Here is a 16,650-nt window from a genome sequence, read left to right as displayed (position 1 = left end):
TTTTCCTTGCAGTCAGTCGTCATCACCGTGGATCCGCCGTCGTACCGACAGCAGCTCCACTTCCGGACGTGCCGCGACCAGCCGCTCACAGCGGTCCAGTACGTCCGACAAAAAGCTCGTGTCCCCGGTCACCAGAGCGACCCCTATCTCGGCCCTGCGGTGCAGGTCCTGATCGCCCACCTCGGCCGCGCTCACAGAGAACTTGCGCTGGAGCTCGGCGACGATGGGCCGGACGACGGAGCGTTTCTCCTTCAGCGAATGAACATCGCCGAGGAGCAAATCGAAGGACAGAGTCCCCACGTACATGCGGTTGCCGGATGTCCCGCCGGTTCGGGTTCGGTGACCTGCCGGACCATCGCCCGGCAGGGACACCAGAACCGTACACGCAACGCCCGGGGCCGATCGACGGATATTCCGCCGACCGGCCCCGGGGTTACGACACGGTGCTCACCGAGAGGGTGCGAACCGCCGCGTGCTTACGCGCGCGGCTTCTCGCGCATCTCGTACGTCGCGATGACGTCGTCGATCTTGATGTCGTTGTAGCTACCGAGGTTGATACCGCCCTCGAAGCCTTCACGGATCTCGGTGACGTCGTCCTTGAAGCGGCGCAGACCGGAGATGGTGAGGCTCTCGGCGATGACCTTGCCATCGCGCAGGAGCCGCGCCTTGGTGTTGCGCTTGACCTCGCCGGAGCGGATGAGAACACCCGCGATGTTGCCCAGCTTGGACGAGCGGAAGACCTCGCGGACCTCCGCAGTACCGAGCTCGACCTCTTCGTACTCCGGCTTGAGGAGACCCTTCAGGGCCGCCTCGATCTCCTCGATGGCCTGGTAGATCACCGAGTAGTAGCGGACGTCGACGCCCTCGCGGTCCGCCATCTGCGCGGCGCGACCGACCGCACGGACGTTGTAACCGATGACGATGGCGTCGGAGCCCATCGCCAGCGAGATGTCCGACTCGGTGACCGCACCCACACCACGGTGCAGGACGCGGATGTCGACCTCTTCGCCGACGTCGAGCTGGAGCAGCGAGGACTCGAGGGCCTCGACCGCACCGGACGAGTCGCCCTTGATGATGAGGTTGAGCTCCTGGACGAGACCGGCCTTGAGGACCGAGTCGAGGTCTTCCAGGGACACCCGGCGGACGCGCTTGGCGAAGTTGGCGTTGCGCTCACGCGCAGCACGCTTCTCGGCGATCTGACGGGCGGTGCGGTCCTCGTCGACGACGAGGAAGTTGTCGCCGGCGCCGGGGACGTTGGTGAGACCCAGGACCAGGACGGGGGTCGCGGGACCCGCTTCCTCGATGTTGTTGCCCTTGTCGTCGAGCATGGCGCGCACGCGGCCGTAGGCGTCGCCCACGACCATCGTGTCGCCGACGCGGAGGGTACCGCGCTGGACGAGGACGGTGGCGACGGCACCGCGGCCACGGTCGAGGTGGGACTCGATCGCAATACCCTGAGCGTCCTGCTCCGGGTTGGCGCGCAGGTCGAGCGAGGCGTCGGCGGTGAGGACGACGGCCTCCAGCAGGGAGTCGATGTGCAGACCCTGCTTGGCGGAGATGTCGACGAACATCGTGTCGCCGCCGTACTCCTCGGCGACCAGACCGAACTCGGTGAGCTGACCGCGCACCTTGACCGGGTCGGCACCCTCGACGTCGATCTTGTTGACCGCGACGACGATCGGGACGCCGGCGGCCTTGGCGTGGTTGAGCGCCTCGATCGTCTGCGGCATGACGCCGTCGTTGGCCGCGACCACGAGGATCGCGATGTCGGTCGACTTGGCACCACGGGCACGCATGGCGGTGAACGCCTCGTGACCGGGGGTGTCGATGAAGGTGATCTTGCGCTCTTCACCGTTGACCTCGGTGCCCACCTGGTAGGCGCCGATGCCCTGCGTGATGCCGCCGGCCTCGCCCGCAACGACGTTCGTCTTGCGGATGGCGTCGAGCAGTCGGGTCTTACCGTGGTCGACGTGACCCATGACGGTCACGACCGGCGGACGCGGCATGAGGTATTCCTCGCCGCCCTCGTCCTCGCCGAACTCGATGTCGAAGCCCTCGAGCAGCTCGCGGTCTTCTTCCTCCGGGCTGACGATCTGGACGACGTAGTTCATCTCGCCGGCCAGCATTTCGAGCGTCTCGTCGGAGACGGACTGCGTCGCGGTGACCATCTCGCCGAGGTTCATCATCACGGCGACGAGCGACGCCGGGTTGGCGTTGATCTTCTCCGCGAAGTCGGTGAGGGACGCACCGCGCGACAGGCGAACGGTCTCGCCGTGACCACGCGGCAGCATGACGCCGCCGACCGACGGGGCCTGCATGGCCTCGTACTCCTGGCGCCTCTGACGCTTCGACTTGCGACCACGACGGGCGGGCCCGCCGGGACGGCCGAAGGCACCCTGCGTGCCGCCACGGCCACCGGGGCCGCCGGGACGACCGGCGAAGCCGGGACGGCCACCGCCACCCGCACCGGGACCGCCGCCGAAGCCGCCGCCACCACCGGGACGGGGGCCGCCGAAGCCGCCGCCGCCACCGGGACGCGAGCCGGGACCGGCCGGACGGCCGGCGAAGCCGCCGCCACCGGCGGGACGACCGGCACCACCGGTGCCGGGACCGCGACCGCCTGCACCGGGACCGCGACCGGCGCCGCCGGGGCCGCCACCGGGACGGGGACCGGCAGCGGGACGCTGCGGCATCATGCCGGGGTTCGGACGGTTACCACTGGGGGCACCACCCGGACGCGGAGCGCCGCCCTGCGGGCGGGGCATGCCGCCCGGGGTCGGACGAGCGCCGCCGGGACCACCCTGCGGACGCGGAGCGCCGCCGGGACCACCCTGCGGACGGGGAGCACCCTGACCACCGGCGCCGGGGGCACCGGGACGCGGAGCACCCTGCGGGCGGGGAGCCTGCGGGCGCGCCATGCCGGTGGAGCCACCGGAGGTGAAGGGGTTGTTGCCGGGACGGGGACCCGCGGGACGGGCACCACCCGGACGGGCAGCACCCTGACCGCCGGCGGCGGGGCGCTGGCCCTGGGCCGGACGCTCCTGGCCACCCTGACCGGCCGGACGCGGGGCGCCGGGACGGGCACCGGACTGACCCGGGGCGGCGGCCGGACGCTGCTGCGCGGGACGCGGGCCGGGGGTCGCACCGGCGGGACGCTCGGCGCGCTCGGCGCGCTGCGGGGCAGCGGGGGCCGACGGCGGCGCGGTGAACTCGGTCGCGACCGGAGCCGGCGCCTGGGCGGCGGGCTTCGGGGCGGCCGGTGCCTTCGGACCGGGACGCGGGCCGGAAGCGGCCGGAGTCACCGGGGCGGGGGCGCTGGGCGCGGCTGCGGCCGGAGCCTCGGCGACGACCGGCTTGGGGGCCGGGGCGCCGGGCTTGGGAGCCGCGGGACGTGCAACGGGACCCGGGGTGGGAGCCCCGGGCTTGGCAGGCGCGGCCTTGCGGGGCGCGCCGGGCTTCGCAGCGGCCTTGCCGGCGTTGCCGCCGGGGCCCTGCAGTGCGTCAGTCAACTTGCGTACGACCGGCGCCTCGATAGTCGAGGACGCCGAACGCACGAACTCACCGAGTTCTTGGAGCTTGGCCATGACGACCTTGCTCTCCACTCCGAACTCCTTGGCGAGTTCGTATACCCGGACCTTAGCCACTTCGCTCCTTTTAGGTCCGGGTTACGCCGGACCGTCGCTACTTCATGGGCGTACTCATCGCGTACTCATCGAGTGCTCATCGCAATCTCGACCTACTTCCAACTCGCGAGGTACCTGACCGCACGGAGGCATCCGTGCCGTACTGCTTTGTTCTTGCGCTGTGCCTCTACGGCCCTTCTACGGCCTTGCGCAGCTCCGCCGTGTCGAACGGTCCCGAGGACTTGAAGGCCCTGGAGAACGCTCGTCGGCGTACCGCCTGGTCGAGGCAGACCACAGCGGGGTGCACATATGCACCCCGGCCGGGCAGCGTACCGCGAGGATCGGGGACGCATGCGTCCCCTGCCACCACGATGCGCAACAGGTCGTTCTTGGCCGCTCGCTCCCGGCACCCCACACAGGTGCGTTCAGGGCATGCGCCGGCATGCGTCCGGCCAGACACGCTTAAGTCTACCTCCCCGCACCGACCTCACCCGTACGGGCGAAAAATCGAACGGACGTCGTCGTGTAATCACCTGTCTACCGGCCGGGAACCTCCGGCCGGTAGCGGTTTATTCCCGGTCGCTGTCCTGGTGGACTAGCGGACCGGACGGTCCGACCGCTGGTCGCGGTCGTTTCCGGCACCCTCTTCGGAGGCCTGCTCCGTGTCGGGACGGATGTCGATGCGCCAGCCGGTGAGCCGCGCGGCGAGGCGGGCGTTCTGGCCCTCCTTGCCGATGGCCAGCGACAGCTGGTAGTCGGGCACGATCACCCGGGCGGAACGGGTGTCCCAGTCCACGACCTCGACCTCGCTCACCCGGGCGGGTGACAGCGCGTTCGCGACCATCTCCGCCGGGTCGTCCGACCAGTCGACGATGTCGATCTTCTCGCCGTGCAGCTCGGCCATCACGTTGCGCACGCGGCTGCCCATCGGGCCGATGCAGGCGCCCTTCGGGTTCAGGCCCGAGCGGGTGGACCGGACAGCGATCTTGGTGCGGTGACCGGCCTCACGGGCGATCGCGCAGATCTCGACGCTGCCGTCGGCGATCTCCGGGACCTCCAGGGCGAACAGCTTCTTCACCAGGTTGGGGTGGGTGCGCGAGAGGGTCACGGACGGACCGCGGACACCCTTGGCCACCCGGACGACGTACGTGCGAAGACGCAGGCCGTGGGTGTACTCCTCGCCCGGCACCTGCTCCTGCACCGGCAGGATGGCTTCCAGCTTGCCGATGTCGACCAGGACGTTCTTGGGGTCCTTGCCCTGCTGGACGACGCCGGTGATGACGTCGCCCTCACGGCCGAGGAACTCGCCGAAGGTCTGGTCGTCCTGCGCGTCGCGCAGACGCTGCAGGATCACCTGCTTGGCGGTGGTGGCGGCGATCCGGCCGAAGTCCGACGGTGTGTCGTCGAACTCCTTGGGCTCCTGGCCCTCCTCCAGATCCCGCGGGTCCTCCTTCGCCCACACGACCACGTGACCGTTGGTGCGGTCCAGCTCGACGCGTGCGCGGCGGAAGCTCCCGTCGGTGCGGTGGTAGGCGATGAGGAGAGCGGACTCGATCGCCTCGACCAGCAGGTCGAAGGAGATCTCCTTCTCCCGGACCAGACCCCGCAGGGCACTCATGTCGATGTCCACGACTACGCCTCCTCTTCCTTCTTGTCCTTGCGGTTGAACTCGATTTCGACACGCGCCTTGGCGATGTCGGCGAACGCGACGCGGCGGGCGGTCGCCTTGCGGCCCTTCACGCCCGGCACTTCGAGGTCCATGCCCTCGTCGTCGACGTCGAGGATGCGGGCGACGAGGTCGCCGGCTCCCTTGTCGTCCTCGCCGGCCAGCTGGAACTTGGCGAGGCGACCGATGGCGCGCACGTAGTGGCGGTGCTCGGTCAGCGGGCGGTCGGCGCCGGGCGAACTCACTTCGAGGACGTACTCGTCCTCGCCCATGACGTCGCTCGCGTCCAGTGCCTCGGAGACCACCCGGCTCAGCTCGGCACAGGTGTCCAGTTCCACGCCCTCGTCGGAATCCACGATGATGCGCAGCATGCGGCGCTTGCCCGCCTTGGACATCTCGACGTCTTCGAGGTCCAGGTCCTGGGCGGCGACGAGCGGCTCCAGCAATGCGCGCAGCCTGTCGCTCTGGGTGGTGCTCATCCGGGTGACTCCTCGGCCGCGTGTGCTGTTGTGGTTCCGTCGCGTGTGTCGCGTGTCAGGTCCACAGGGTATCCGGTCGCGGGGGGTGTTGCCGTCCGCCCAGTGGACGGGGCCCCGGGTACCGTGATCTTTGCCTGTCCCCCGCCCCTGCCCGCCGTGACCACCGAGGACGTCGCCGTGCCCTGGACCATGCCTTCGCGAAGGAGCCTGCTGGCCGGAGCCGCAGGCGCGGCCACGGCCGCGCTGCTCACCGGCTGTTCGGGGGGCGCCGGCGCCACCGAGGGGGCCGAGGCTCCACCCGAACGGCCGGTGCGGGAGGGCGCCGTGCGGGACAGCAAGGCACTGCTGGAACGTTACGACGCCACCATCGCCGCGCATCCGCCGTTGGCCGCGCGCCTGGCGCCGCTGCGCGCCGCGGTGGCCGCGCACGTCGGGGCGCTGGCCCCCGACGACGGCCGGGGCAAGCCGTCCCCGTCGACCTCCCGGTCCCCCTCCGCGGCCGCCCCGACCGCGCCGGGTCCGGGAACCGGCGCGGCCGGGAACCCCCCCGGGAAGGCCCCGGGCAAGAGCGCCGAACCGGTGCCCGCGCAGCCCGCGGAGGCCATCACCGCGCTCGCGACCGCCGAGCGGGACCTGGCCGAGGCCCGCACGATCGCCCTGGCCGGGGCGTCCGGCGAGCTGGCCCGACTGCTCGCGTCGGTGGCCGCCTGCGGCGCCGTGCACACCCACCTGCTCAGCTCGAACCCCGGAGGCAAGGCGTGACGAGGCCCGTGACACGAGCGTCGGGCGCTCCCGAACCCACCCGCGGCGGCGGGCGCTCCCTGACCGCCGCGCAGGCCGCGTTGGCCGCCGAGCACGCGGCGACCTACGGCTACGGGGTGATCGGCGCCCGGGTCGCTCCGGAGCGCGCGAACGAGGCCCGGGACGCCTACGGGGGCCATGTGGCCCGCCGGGATTCGCTCGCCCGCACCGTGCGTGACCTGGGCGGAGCCCCGCAGCCCGCGGAGGCGGCGTACACGCTGCCGTTCCCCGTGCGCACCCCGGGCGACGCGGAGCGGCTCGCGGCCGACATCGAGGAGCGGGTGGCGGGCGCGTACTCCGATCTGGTGCGCGCGGCCGACGGCCCGCTGCGCCGCGAGGCGGCCGACGCGCTGAGCGCCGCGGCGGTCCGCGCGGCGCGCTGGCGCGGCGGCGGCGTAGCCTTCCCTGGGCTCGCGGAACGCGCGGAACCAGCCCGCACCAGCTGAAAGGGACCACGCACGCATGGCTTTCGAACCGCCGGAGCGGCTTGTACGGGCGCTCGGCGAGACGCCGGGATCGTCGCGGACCACGGAATGGCTGGGGCGGTTGCCCGAGCTGGCCGGGAAGGCTCTGGACCGGCGTGGGGTGCAGGCCCAGCGGGTGCAGGCACCGGGCGGGCGCAGCAGTCTGGTCATCCTGGTCCGGTACGCCGACGGCACACCGGCCGCGCTGAAGATCGCGCCGCCGCAGGCCCGGCCCGACCGGGAGCGTGCCGCGCTGGAGCACTGGGCCGGTTTCGGCGCCGTACGGGTCCTCCCCGCGCCGGACGGGGCGGACGAGGACGGCGCGCTGCTCCTGGAGCGGCTCCAGCCGGAGGTCTCGCTGCGCTCGTTGCCGGAGGCGAAGGCGCTGCTGGAGGCGGCCGGGACGATCCGGCGGCTGTGGGTGGCGCCGGCGGCGGACCACCCCTTCGAGACGGTGGCGGAGCGTACGGGGCACCAGTGCGCGGCGTTCGCCACGGCGCCCGCGCAGGCGGCCCCGCTGGTCGCGGCGGCGCTCGCGGCGCGCGAGGAACTGACCGCGGCGGCGGGCGAACCGGTGCTGCTGCACGGCAACTTCCGCCAGGGCAAGGTGCTGGCGGGCGAGCGGGCGCCGTGGCTGACGGTCGGCCCGGAGCCGCTGGTCGGCGACCGGGAGTACGACCTCGCCCGGCTGTGCCGGGACCGGTTGGAGGACCAGGTCGCCACCTCGGCGGGGGCGGCGGGCGCGCGGCGCCGGGTGAACCGGCTGGCGGACTCGCTGGAGGTCGACCGGGACCGGCTGCGCGGCTGGACCCTCTTCCGGGCGGTGGAGTCCGGGGTCCGGGCCCTGGCGGCGGGGCGCCACCGGGACGGCGAGCTGCTGCTGGAGTTCGCGGGCTGGCTCTAGTGCCGCGTCAGGCAACGTTCGCCCCGTCGCGACGCCCGGCACGCACTCTCGCCGCACCGGCCGAAAGCCCAAGTACATCCAGTACGAGCGCTTCCGTCCGGCACGGCGAGAACACGCACCGGACGCCGCTCCTCAACGGGCGAACGTTGCCTGACGCGGCACTAGCAGCCGGTTGTCGGGCGCGCCGGCGGGCATACCGTAGGTAGGTGTGTCAGTCCGGCAGGAGGCCGTCATGGTCGCAGAGCTGCTGACGGCGTCGATCGCCGCGGGAACCGGTGTCGCGGTCCTCTTCGGCGCCGCCTCCCGGGTGGTCAAGCAGTACGAGCGCGGTGTGGTCTTCCGCTTCGGTCGGCTGCGGGAGGGGATCCGGGGGCCCGGTTTCACGCTGGTCGTCCCGGGGATGGACCGGCTGCGGAAGGTCAACATGCAGATCGTGACGATGCCGATCCCGGCCCAGGAGGGCATCACGCGGGACAACGTCACGGTCCGGGTGGACGCGGTCGTCTACTTCAAGGTGGTCGACGCGGCGAGCGCGATCATCGAGGTGGAGGACTACCGCTTCGCGGTCTCGCAGATGGCGCAGACCTCGCTGCGGTCCATCATCGGCAAGTCGGACCTCGACGACCTGCTGTCGAACCGGGAGCAGCTGAACCAGGGCCTGGAGCTGATGATCGACAGTCCGGCGATCGGGTGGGGCGTGCAGATCGACCGGGTCGAGATCAAGGACGTGTCGCTGCCGGAGACGATGAAGCGGTCGATGGCCCGGCAGGCGGAGGCGGACCGCGAGCGGCGGGCCCGGGTGATCAACGCGGACGCGGAGCTCCAGGCGTCGAAGAAGCTGGCCGAGGCGGCAGAGGTCATGTCGGAACAGCCGGCGGCGCTCCAGCTGAGGCTGCTCCAGACGGTGGTGGCGGTGGCCGCGGAGAAGAACTCCACGCTGGTCCTGCCGTTCCCGGTGGAACTGCTGCGCTTCCTGGAACGCGCGACCCCGGCGGCGCCCCCGCCCCCTGCCTCCGGCGCCACCTCGGCTGGAACGCCTCCCAGCGGGAACGAGGCCGCGCCCCGGATCAGCCCCGCCGGCGATTGAGGCGGCGCCGGAGGCGAAACGACACCAGCACCGGTCGCCGGACACCCGCCGGCAACGGGGAGGCCTCCGGCGGGGCTGGATGGGCTCCGACGGGGCCGGGTCCGAAACAGCCCCGCCGGCGATTGAGGCGCCGCCGGAGGCACACGGCACCGACGGAGCCAGGGGCGGACACGGGCGTCAGATCAGGCGGGACAGGGCCTCGTCCAGGGTGAGTTCCTCGCGGACACCGGTGGCCCGGTTCTGGAGCTCGACGACCTCTTCGGCGGACCGGCGCCCCGCGACCAGGATCCACGGCACGCCCATCAGTTCGGCGTCCGTCAGCTTCACCCCGGGCGAGAGCCCCGGCCGGTCGTCCAGCAGGACCCGCCGCCCGGCCCCGCCGAGGGCCTCGGCCGCCCGCTCCGCCAGCGCGAGCGGCACCGCCTTGCCCGCCGCCACCACGTGGACGTCGGCGGGGGCGACCTCCGCGGGCCAGCACAGGCCGCGGTCGTCGGCGCTCTGTTCCGCCAGGGCCGCGACCGCGCGCGAGACCCCGATGCCGTAGGAACCCATGGTGACCCGGACCGGCTTGCCCTCCTTGCCGAGGACGTCGAGCCCGAAGGCGTCCGCGTACTTGCGGCCGAGCTGGAAGATGTGCCCGATCTCGATGGCACGGTCCAGCCGGAGGCCCGCACCGCAGGAGGGGCAGGGGTCGCCGGGTTCGACGACGACCACGTCGAGGTACTGGTCGACCTCGAAGTCCCGCCCGCAGACCACGTTGCGGGCGTGGGTGTCGACGCGGTTGGCGCCGGTGACCCACGAAGTGCCGGGCGCGACGCGGGGGTCGGCCAGGTAGCGGACCTTCTCCAGGCCCTGCGGGCCGACGTAGCCGCGGACCAGGTCGGGACGACCGGTGAAGTCCTCGGCCGTCACCAACTCGACCACGGCCGGGGCCAGGTGCTCGCCGAGCTTGCCCAGGTCCACCTCGCGGTCACCCGGCACGCCGACGGCCACGATCTCGCCGTCGACCTTGACCAGCAGGTTCTTCAGCGTGGCCGAGGCCGGTACGCCCAGGTGCGCGGCCAGCGATTCGATGGTGGGGGTGTCGGGGGTCGCGATGTCCTCGACCGGGCCGTGTTCCCCGGCGACCGGCGCCAGGGCGAAGGTGACGGCCTCGGTGTTGGCCGCGTAGTCGCAGGAGGGGCAGTCGACGAAGGTGTCCTCGCCGGCACCGGCGGGGGCCAGGAACTCCTCGGAGGCGGAGCCGCCCATCGCGCCCGAGACGGCCGAGACGATGCGGTGGTCCAGCCCGAGCCGGGTGAAGATCCGCTGGTAGGCGGCGCGGTGGAGCGCGTAGGACTCGGCGAGGCCCTCGTCGCTGACGTCGAAGGAGTAGGAGTCCTTCATCTGGAACTCGCGGCCGCGCAGCACGCCCGAGCGGGGCCGGGCCTCGTCGCGGTACTTGGTCTGGATCTGATAGAGCATCACCGGCAGGTCCTTGTAGGACGTGCACTGGTCCTTCACCACGAGGGTGAAGATCTCCTCGTGGGTGGGGCCGAGCAGGTAGTCGGCGCCCTTGCGGTCCTTGAGCCGGAAGAGCAGGTCGCCGTACTCCGACCAGCGCCCGCTGACCTCGTACGGCTCGCGCGGCAACAGTGCGGGCAGCAGCACCTCCTGGGCGCCGATCGCGTCCATCTCCTCGCGGACGATGCGCGAGACGTTCTCCAGGACCCGCTTGCCCAGGGGCAGCCAGCTCCACACCCCGGCCGAGCTGCGGCGCACGTAGCCCGCGCGGACGAGGAGCTTGTGGCTGAGGGTCTCCGCGTCGGCGGGGTCCTCGCGGAGGGTCTTGGCCATCAGTCGGGACATGCGCTGCACGTGTTGCGTTGACATGCCGCGAGGCTACCGGGGGCTCCGGCGCCCCGGAAAATCCATTACGGAGCCGGTCAGGGGCGCCGCAGCGGCAGGGGGGCGCCCATCACCGCGTACGGCAGCCGGGCGCTCGGGAAGCGCACCCGGCGGGCGAGGTCGGTGTAGCCCAGGTTCCGGTAGAGCGCGCGGGCCGGGCTGTCGGCGTCGATCGCGGAGAGGATCGAGCGCGGCTCGGCGGCGGTGTCGGTGATCCGGGTGATCAGGGCGCGGCCGACCCCCCGGCCCTGGAAGGCGGGGTGGACGTGGAGTTCGGTGATGACGAAGGAGCCGTCGAGCCACCCGTCGTGGCCGCCCGCGAGCAGGTGCGGCTCGACGACCGTGGACCACCAGTGCGCGCGGTCGTTGGGCATCCCGTAGACGAAGCCGACCAGGGCGCCGCCGTCCTCGTAGGCACCGAGCGCGCGGGCTCCGGGGGAGGTCATGTGGCGCTGCACGATGTAGCGCCGGATGGCGACCTCCTCCTCGCTCAGGCCGAAGGCGACGGCCTGGACCCGCAGGGCCTCGTCCACCCGGGCGGCGAGGTCGAGCGGACCGAGGGTGACGCCGGCGGGGTGGCGGGGGTCGCCCCCGGAGGTAGGCAGCATGCGGCCGACCTTACTTCGCGCCGCCCGCGCCCGGATACGCCTTCGGCACAGCTCGACGGCAAGGGACGGCGACACCGGGCGGGGGCACGGGACGGCGGCAGCGACCCCCGGCATACGACGCCGCGGCGCCGGGGCGCGTCCGGAGCCGGCGCCGGCCCGGATCAGAACAGGACGCTCATGAACGCGCCGACCTCGCGGAAGCCCACGCGCCGGTACGAGGCCCGTGCGGCGGTGTTGAAGTCGTTCACGTAGAGGCTGACGACGGGGGCGACGTCCCGCAGGGCGTACTCGACCACGGCGGCCATCCCCGTCTCGGAGTGGCCGAGGCCTCGGTGGTCGGGGTCGACCCAGACGCCCTGGATCTGGCAGGCGCGCGCGGTGGCCGCGCCGATCTCCGCCTTGAAGACGACCTTGCCGCCCTCGATCCGGGCGAAGGAGCGGCCCGCCGCGACCAACTCGGCCACCCGGGCCTGGTAGAGCAGGCCGCCGTCCCCGGCGAGCGGGGAGACGCCGACCTCCTCGGTGAACATGGCCACGCACGCGGGCATGATCACGTCCATCTCCTCCTTGCGGACCCGGCGGACCAGCGGGTCCGCGGCGATCTCGGCGGAAGGCCGCTCGATGGTCATCAGGGGCTGGTGGGAGCGGACGTCCCGGGCGGGGCCCCAGTGCGGCTCCAACAGCCGCCACAACAGACCGGCGGCCTCGACGGGGCCCACGATGGAGGAGCAGCGGCGGCCGGTGCGCCGGGCGCGGTCGGCGAAGGCCCGTACGGCGTCGGGGGTGGCGCAGGCCGGAACCAGGTTCGCCCCCGCGTAGCACAGGGAGCGCAGCTCGCCGTCGGTGTACCAGCCCCACATCTCGCCGCCGAGCCGCCAGGGGTCGAGACCCGCGACCTGGACCCGGGACGTGACGAAGGCGTTCGCGACGGGCTCGCGGCCGAGCACCGCGAGCGCGGCGTCGAGATCACTGGGTTCCAGGACCCGGGTGGTGGTCTGCGTCAACACTGTAGGGGGCCTCACCGTGCACGTCCGCTGATCTCCGCACTGTACCCGCAGGACCTGTGGGATGCCGCCCGCAGCGGCGCGAAAAGGCCCGGGCCCCGCCCGCGAGCTGCGGGAACGGGGCCTGGGCCGGGACGAGCGGGGGTGCGGCGAGCGGCCGCGCGGGGCGCGGCGACGGCCGGCTCGCGGTGGTACTCAGCCCGCGACGGAGATCTGCGGCTCGCCGGAGGCCACGCCGTCCTTCTCCATCTGCTCGGCGATCTTCAGCGCCTCTTCGATGAGGGTCTCGACGATCTTCGACTCGGGCACGGTCTTGATGATCTCGCCCTTGACGAAGATCTGGCCCTTGCCGTTGCCGGAGGCGACGCCGAGGTCGGCCTCACGGGCCTCGCCGGGGCCGTTGACGACGCAGCCCATGACGGCGACGCGCAGCGGCACCTCCATGCCGTCCAGACCCGCGCTGACCTCTTCGGCGAGCTTGTAGACGTCGACCTGGGCGCGGCCGCAGGAGGGGCAGGAGACGATCTCCAGGCGGCGCTGCTTGAGGTTCAGCGACTCCAGGATCTGGAGGCCGACCTTGATCTCCTCGACGGGCGGGGCCGAGAGGGAGACGCGGATGGTGTCGCCGATGCCCTCGGAGAGCAGGGCGCCGAAGGCGACCGCGGACTTGATGGTGCCCTGGAAGGCGGGGCCGGCCTCGGTGACGCCGAGGTGCAGCGGGTAGTCGCAGGCGGCGGCGAGCTGGCGGTAGGCGTTGACCATGATGACCGGGTCGTTGTGCTTGACCGAGATCTTGATGTCGCCGAAGCCGTGCTCCTCGAAGAGGGAGGCCTCCCACAGCGCGGACTCGACCAGCGCCTCGGGGGTGGCCTTGCCGTACTTCTTCAGCAGCCGCGCGTCGAGGGAGCCCGCGTTGACGCCGATCCGGATCGGGGTGCCCGCGTCCTTGGCGGCGCGCGCGATCTCCTTGACCTTGTCGTCGAACTGCTTGATGTTGCCCGGGTTCACGCGGACCGCGGCGCAGCCCGCGTCGATCGCCGCGAAGACGTACTTGGGCTGGAAGTGGATGTCGGCGATCACCGGGATCTGCGACTTCTTCGCGATGGTCGCGAGCGCGTCGGCGTCGTCCTGGGTCGGGCAGGCCACCCGCACGATCTGGCAGCCCGAAGCCGTCAGCTCGGCGATCTGCTGCAGCGTGGCGCCGATGTCGGAGGTCCGGGTCGTGGTCATGGACTGCACCGAGACGGGTGCGTCGCCGCCGACGGCGACCGAGCCGACCTGGATCTTGCGGCTGACCCGGCGGTCGGCAAGCTTGGTCGGCACGGACGGCATTCCGAGAGAGATGGCAGTCATCTGCTGAGCAACCCCAAGGTGTGGATCAAGGTGTGGATCGAGGTGGATCGAGGTCCCGGGACCGACGGGCTCCAGCGTTCGAGATTACGCCAATCAGCGCGCCCCCCGCGCATCCGAGGGGGCGTACCACCCGAACGTAGGGAGTCGGACACGATTTGTGGCCGACTCCCCCTGGAGTGCGGTACGACAATCGGCTGATCCCGAACGAGGATCAGCTGATCTTGATCGGGTTCACCACGTCCGCCACCATCACCAGCAGCGTGAAGCAGACGAAGACCCCGGCCACCAGGTAGGCGGCGGGCATCAGCTTGGCGACGTCGAAGGGACCCGGGTCGGGGCGCCGGAAGACCCGCGCCACGTTGCGCCGGAGCGACTCCCACAGGGCGCCGGCGATGTGCCCGCCGTCGAGCGGGAGCAGCGGCAGCATGTTGAAGAGGAACAGCGCCAGGTTGAACATCCCGACGAGGTTCAGGTACATCACGAGCTGATCGGTGACCGGGATGTCGAGGTTGGCGATCTCGCCGCCGATGCGGGCCGCGCCGACGATGCCGATCGGGGAGTCCGGCTCGCGCTCGCCGTTGCCGAAGGCCGCGTTCCACAGCGGGGGGATCTTGGACGGGAGCTTGAGCAGGCCGGTGACGCTCTGGTCCACGACGTCGCCCATGTGGGTCACGGACTGGCCGAAGCCGAGCGTCTCGGTCTCCCGCGCGGGGCCGAAGCCGAGGAAGCCGGCCGTGACGAACTGTCCCTTGACGTAGCCGCCCTGGCCGTCGGTCTTGCCGACGGTGTTCTCGATCAGCTTGGCGTTGAGGGTCAGTTCCTTGCCGTCGCGCAGCACGGTGATGGTGGCCGGCCCGACGGTGGCGCGGATCCGGTCCTGGAGCACGGACCAGTCGTCGACCTTCCGCCCGTCGAAGCCGACGATCCGGTCGCCGGCCCGGAGCCCGGCGGCCTTGGCCGGTGCCACCGGGTCACCGGGCTGGCAGGTGGTGCGCTTGTCGCTCTGCTTCAGGACGCAGTCCGAGACGGAGGAGACCTTGGTCGTCTGCTGGGTGACGCCGAAGGTCATCCAGACGCCGAAGAAGACCGCGAGGGCGAGCACCAGGTTCATGAAGGGGCCCGCGAACATCACGATGACGCGCTTCCAGGGCTTGCGCGTGTAGAAGAGCCGCTTCTCGTCGCCGGGTTCGAGCTCCTCGTACGCCGCCGAGCGCGCGTCCTCGATCATCGACCGGAAGGGCGAGGTCGAGCGGGCGGTGACCTTCCCGTCCTCGCCGGGCGGGAACATCCCGATCATGCGGATGTAGCCGCCCATCGGGATGGCCTTGAGGCCGTACTCCGTGTCGCCCTTCTTCCGCGACCAGATGGTCCGGCCGAAGCCGACCATGTACTGGGGCACGCGGATGCCGAACATCTTGGCCGTCGACAGGTGGCCCAGCTCGTGCCAGGCGATCGAGATCAGCAGCCCGATCACGAAGATGAGCATGCCGATCACGGTCATCACAATCGTCATGCGCGCGCCTCCACTGCGGCCTGTGCCGCCGTCTCCCGGGCCCGGGCCCGTGCCCAGGCTTCCGCTTCCAGGACGTCCTGGACGGTCAGAGAAGTTCCCGAGCTCGGGGTTCCGTGCTCGTCGACCACGGCTGCGACGGTATCCATGATTGCTGTGAACGGCAGCCGACCGGCCAGGAAGGCCTCCACGCACTCCTCGTTCGCCGCATTGAAGACGGCGGGGGCGGTGCCGCCGAGGGTGCCGACGTGCCGGGCCAGGCCCACGGACGGGAAGGCCTCGGTGTCGAGCGGGAAGAACTCCCAGGTGGACGCCTTGGTCCAGTCGAAGGCGGGGGCCGCGTCGGGGACCCGCTGGGGCCAGCCGAGGCCGATCGCGATGGGGCCGCGCATGTCGGGCGGGGTGGCCTGGGCGAGGGTGGAACCGTCGGTGAACTCGACCATCGAGTGCACGTAGGACTGCGGGTGGACCACGACCTCGATGCGGTCGAAGGGGATGTCGTAGAGCAGGTGCGCCTCGATGACCTCCAGCCCCTTGTTGACCAGGGTCGCGGAGTTCACCGTGATGACGGGGCCCATGGCCCAGGTGGGGTGCGCGAGGGCGTCCTCGACCCGGACGTCGGCGAGCTCGGCGCGGGTGCGGCCGCGGAAGGGGCCGCCGGAGGCGGTGACGACCAGCTTGCGCACGTCGGCGCGGGTGCCGGCCGCGAGGGCCTGGAAGAGCGCCGCGTGCTCGGAGTCCACCGGGATGATCTGACCGGGCTTCGCCAGCTCCTTGACCAGCGGGCCGCCGACGATCAGCGACTCCTTGTTGGCCAGCGCGAGGGTGCGGCCGGCGCGGAGCGCGGCGAGGGTGGGCGCGAGGCCGATGGAACCGGTGATGCCGTTGAGGACGGTGTGGCAGTCGGACGCGGCGAGTTCGGCCGCGGCGTCCGGGCCGGCCAGGATCTCGGGCATCGGCTCGGCGCCGTACTGGTCGCCCAGCGCCTCCTTCAGGGCCGGCACGACGTCCTCGCGGGAGACCGCCACCGTCTTCACCCGCAGCAGCCGCGCCTGCTCCGCGAGCAGCCCGACGCGGCCGCCCGCGGCGGACAGCGCGGTCACCCGGAACCGGTCCGGGTTGCGCAGGACGAGGTCGATGGCCTGGGTGCCGATGGATCCGGTCGACCCGAGGACGACGATGTCCCGGCGGCCGACCGCGGCGTCGAAGAGGAGGTGCGGGTCGGCGAGGGGGGATGGGCTGTCGCTCATCCCCCTATTGTTGC

General features: G+C 71.9%; 15 protein-coding genes. 4 read left to right on the top strand and 11 right to left on the bottom strand.

What is annotated here, in order from left to right; translation table 11 throughout:
* Positions 1 to 12: 12 nt before the first annotated feature.
* From ACIQWR_RS04120 to rimP, 5 genes are all read right to left on the bottom strand, one after another.
* Entirely contained in the window at positions 13 to 306 is a 294-nt protein-coding gene (locus tag ACIQWR_RS04120; protein ID WP_354383783.1) for a DUF503 domain-containing protein, read from the bottom strand.
* A 170-nt stretch (positions 307 to 476) separates the two neighbouring features.
* Entirely contained in the window at positions 477 to 3,644 is a 3,168-nt protein-coding gene (gene infB, locus ACIQWR_RS04115) for a translation initiation factor IF-2 (protein ID WP_404004971.1), read from the bottom strand.
* Between the two features lie 166 nt (positions 3,645 to 3,810).
* Positions 3,811 to 4,083: a YlxR family protein gene (locus ACIQWR_RS04110; RefSeq protein ID WP_354383781.1), complete on the bottom strand. Its 273-nt coding sequence runs from the start codon at positions 4,081 to 4,083 to the stop codon at positions 3,811 to 3,813.
* A 135-nt stretch (positions 4,084 to 4,218) separates the two neighbouring features.
* Positions 4,219 to 5,253, bottom strand: a complete 1,035-nt coding sequence (gene nusA, locus ACIQWR_RS04105) for a transcription termination factor NusA (RefSeq protein ID WP_399265831.1) — start codon at positions 5,251 to 5,253, stop codon at positions 4,219 to 4,221.
* Between the two features lie 2 nt (positions 5,254 to 5,255).
* On the bottom strand, positions 5,256 to 5,768 hold the full coding sequence (rimP, locus tag ACIQWR_RS04100; protein WP_399265829.1) for a ribosome maturation factor RimP: 513 nt from the start codon (positions 5,766 to 5,768) through the stop codon (positions 5,256 to 5,258).
* Positions 5,769 to 5,924: 156 nt separating this feature from the next.
* On the opposite strand from rimP, the gene ACIQWR_RS04095 reads away from it, so the two are divergent.
* The 4 genes from ACIQWR_RS04095 (at position 5,925) to ACIQWR_RS04080 (ending at position 9,024) form a co-directional block, all read left to right on the top strand.
* Complete coding sequence (locus ACIQWR_RS04095) at positions 5,925 to 6,530, top strand: hypothetical protein (RefSeq protein WP_404004969.1); 606 nt, start codon at positions 5,925 to 5,927, stop codon at positions 6,528 to 6,530.
* Positions 6,531 to 6,538: 8 nt separating this feature from the next.
* Positions 6,539 to 7,015 carry a ferritin-like domain-containing protein gene (locus tag ACIQWR_RS04090; RefSeq protein ID WP_404004968.1) on the top strand — a complete coding sequence of 159 codons (477 nt, stop codon included), beginning with the start codon at positions 6,539 to 6,541 and terminating at the stop codon, positions 7,013 to 7,015.
* 16 nt (positions 7,016 to 7,031) lie between these two features.
* Positions 7,032 to 7,937 carry an aminoglycoside phosphotransferase family protein gene (locus tag ACIQWR_RS04085; RefSeq protein ID WP_404004966.1) on the top strand — a complete coding sequence of 302 codons (906 nt, stop codon included), beginning with the start codon at positions 7,032 to 7,034 and terminating at the stop codon, positions 7,935 to 7,937.
* A gap of 208 nt (positions 7,938 to 8,145) precedes the next feature.
* On the top strand, positions 8,146 to 9,024 hold the full coding sequence (locus ACIQWR_RS04080) for a slipin family protein (protein WP_404004964.1): 879 nt from the start codon (positions 8,146 to 8,148) through the stop codon (positions 9,022 to 9,024).
* A gap of 177 nt (positions 9,025 to 9,201) precedes the next feature.
* Here the strand turns inward: ACIQWR_RS04080 and ACIQWR_RS04075 are convergent, their stop codons facing one another.
* From ACIQWR_RS04075 to dxr, 6 genes are all read right to left on the bottom strand, one after another.
* A complete protein-coding gene (locus ACIQWR_RS04075) occupies positions 9,202 to 10,896 on the bottom strand; it encodes a proline--tRNA ligase (RefSeq protein WP_399265819.1) in 1,695 nt (564 codons plus the stop codon).
* Positions 10,897 to 10,949: 53 nt separating this feature from the next.
* Positions 10,950 to 11,519 carry a GNAT family N-acetyltransferase gene (locus ACIQWR_RS04070; RefSeq protein WP_404004963.1) on the bottom strand — a complete coding sequence of 190 codons (570 nt, stop codon included), beginning with the start codon at positions 11,517 to 11,519 and terminating at the stop codon, positions 10,950 to 10,952.
* A gap of 161 nt (positions 11,520 to 11,680) precedes the next feature.
* Positions 11,681 to 12,526, bottom strand: a complete 846-nt coding sequence (locus tag ACIQWR_RS04065) for a GNAT family N-acetyltransferase (RefSeq protein ID WP_404004961.1) — start codon at positions 12,524 to 12,526, stop codon at positions 11,681 to 11,683.
* 192 nt (positions 12,527 to 12,718) lie between these two features.
* A complete protein-coding gene (gene ispG / locus ACIQWR_RS04060) occupies positions 12,719 to 13,876 on the bottom strand; it encodes a flavodoxin-dependent (E)-4-hydroxy-3-methylbut-2-enyl-diphosphate synthase (RefSeq protein WP_404004960.1) in 1,158 nt (385 codons plus the stop codon).
* Between the two features lie 211 nt (positions 13,877 to 14,087).
* On the bottom strand, positions 14,088 to 15,389 hold the full coding sequence (locus tag ACIQWR_RS04055; RefSeq protein ID WP_404004958.1) for a M50 family metallopeptidase: 1,302 nt from the start codon (positions 15,387 to 15,389) through the stop codon (positions 14,088 to 14,090).
* The gene (gene dxr, locus ACIQWR_RS04050; RefSeq protein ID WP_404004957.1) at positions 15,386 to 16,636 is read right to left on the bottom strand and encodes a 1-deoxy-D-xylulose-5-phosphate reductoisomerase; all 1,251 of its coding nucleotides are present in this window, start codon (positions 16,634 to 16,636) and stop codon (positions 15,386 to 15,388) included. The genes ACIQWR_RS04055 and dxr overlap by 4 nt, the downstream gene beginning before the upstream one ends.
* Positions 16,637 to 16,650: the final 14 nt, after the last annotated feature.

Origin of the sequence: Streptomyces sp. NPDC098789 (assembly GCF_044759975.1) — a bacterium.
Taxonomy (GTDB): domain Bacteria; phylum Actinomycetota; class Actinomycetes; order Streptomycetales; family Streptomycetaceae; genus Streptomyces.
This window is presented reverse-complemented; position numbering and strand designations above follow the sequence as displayed.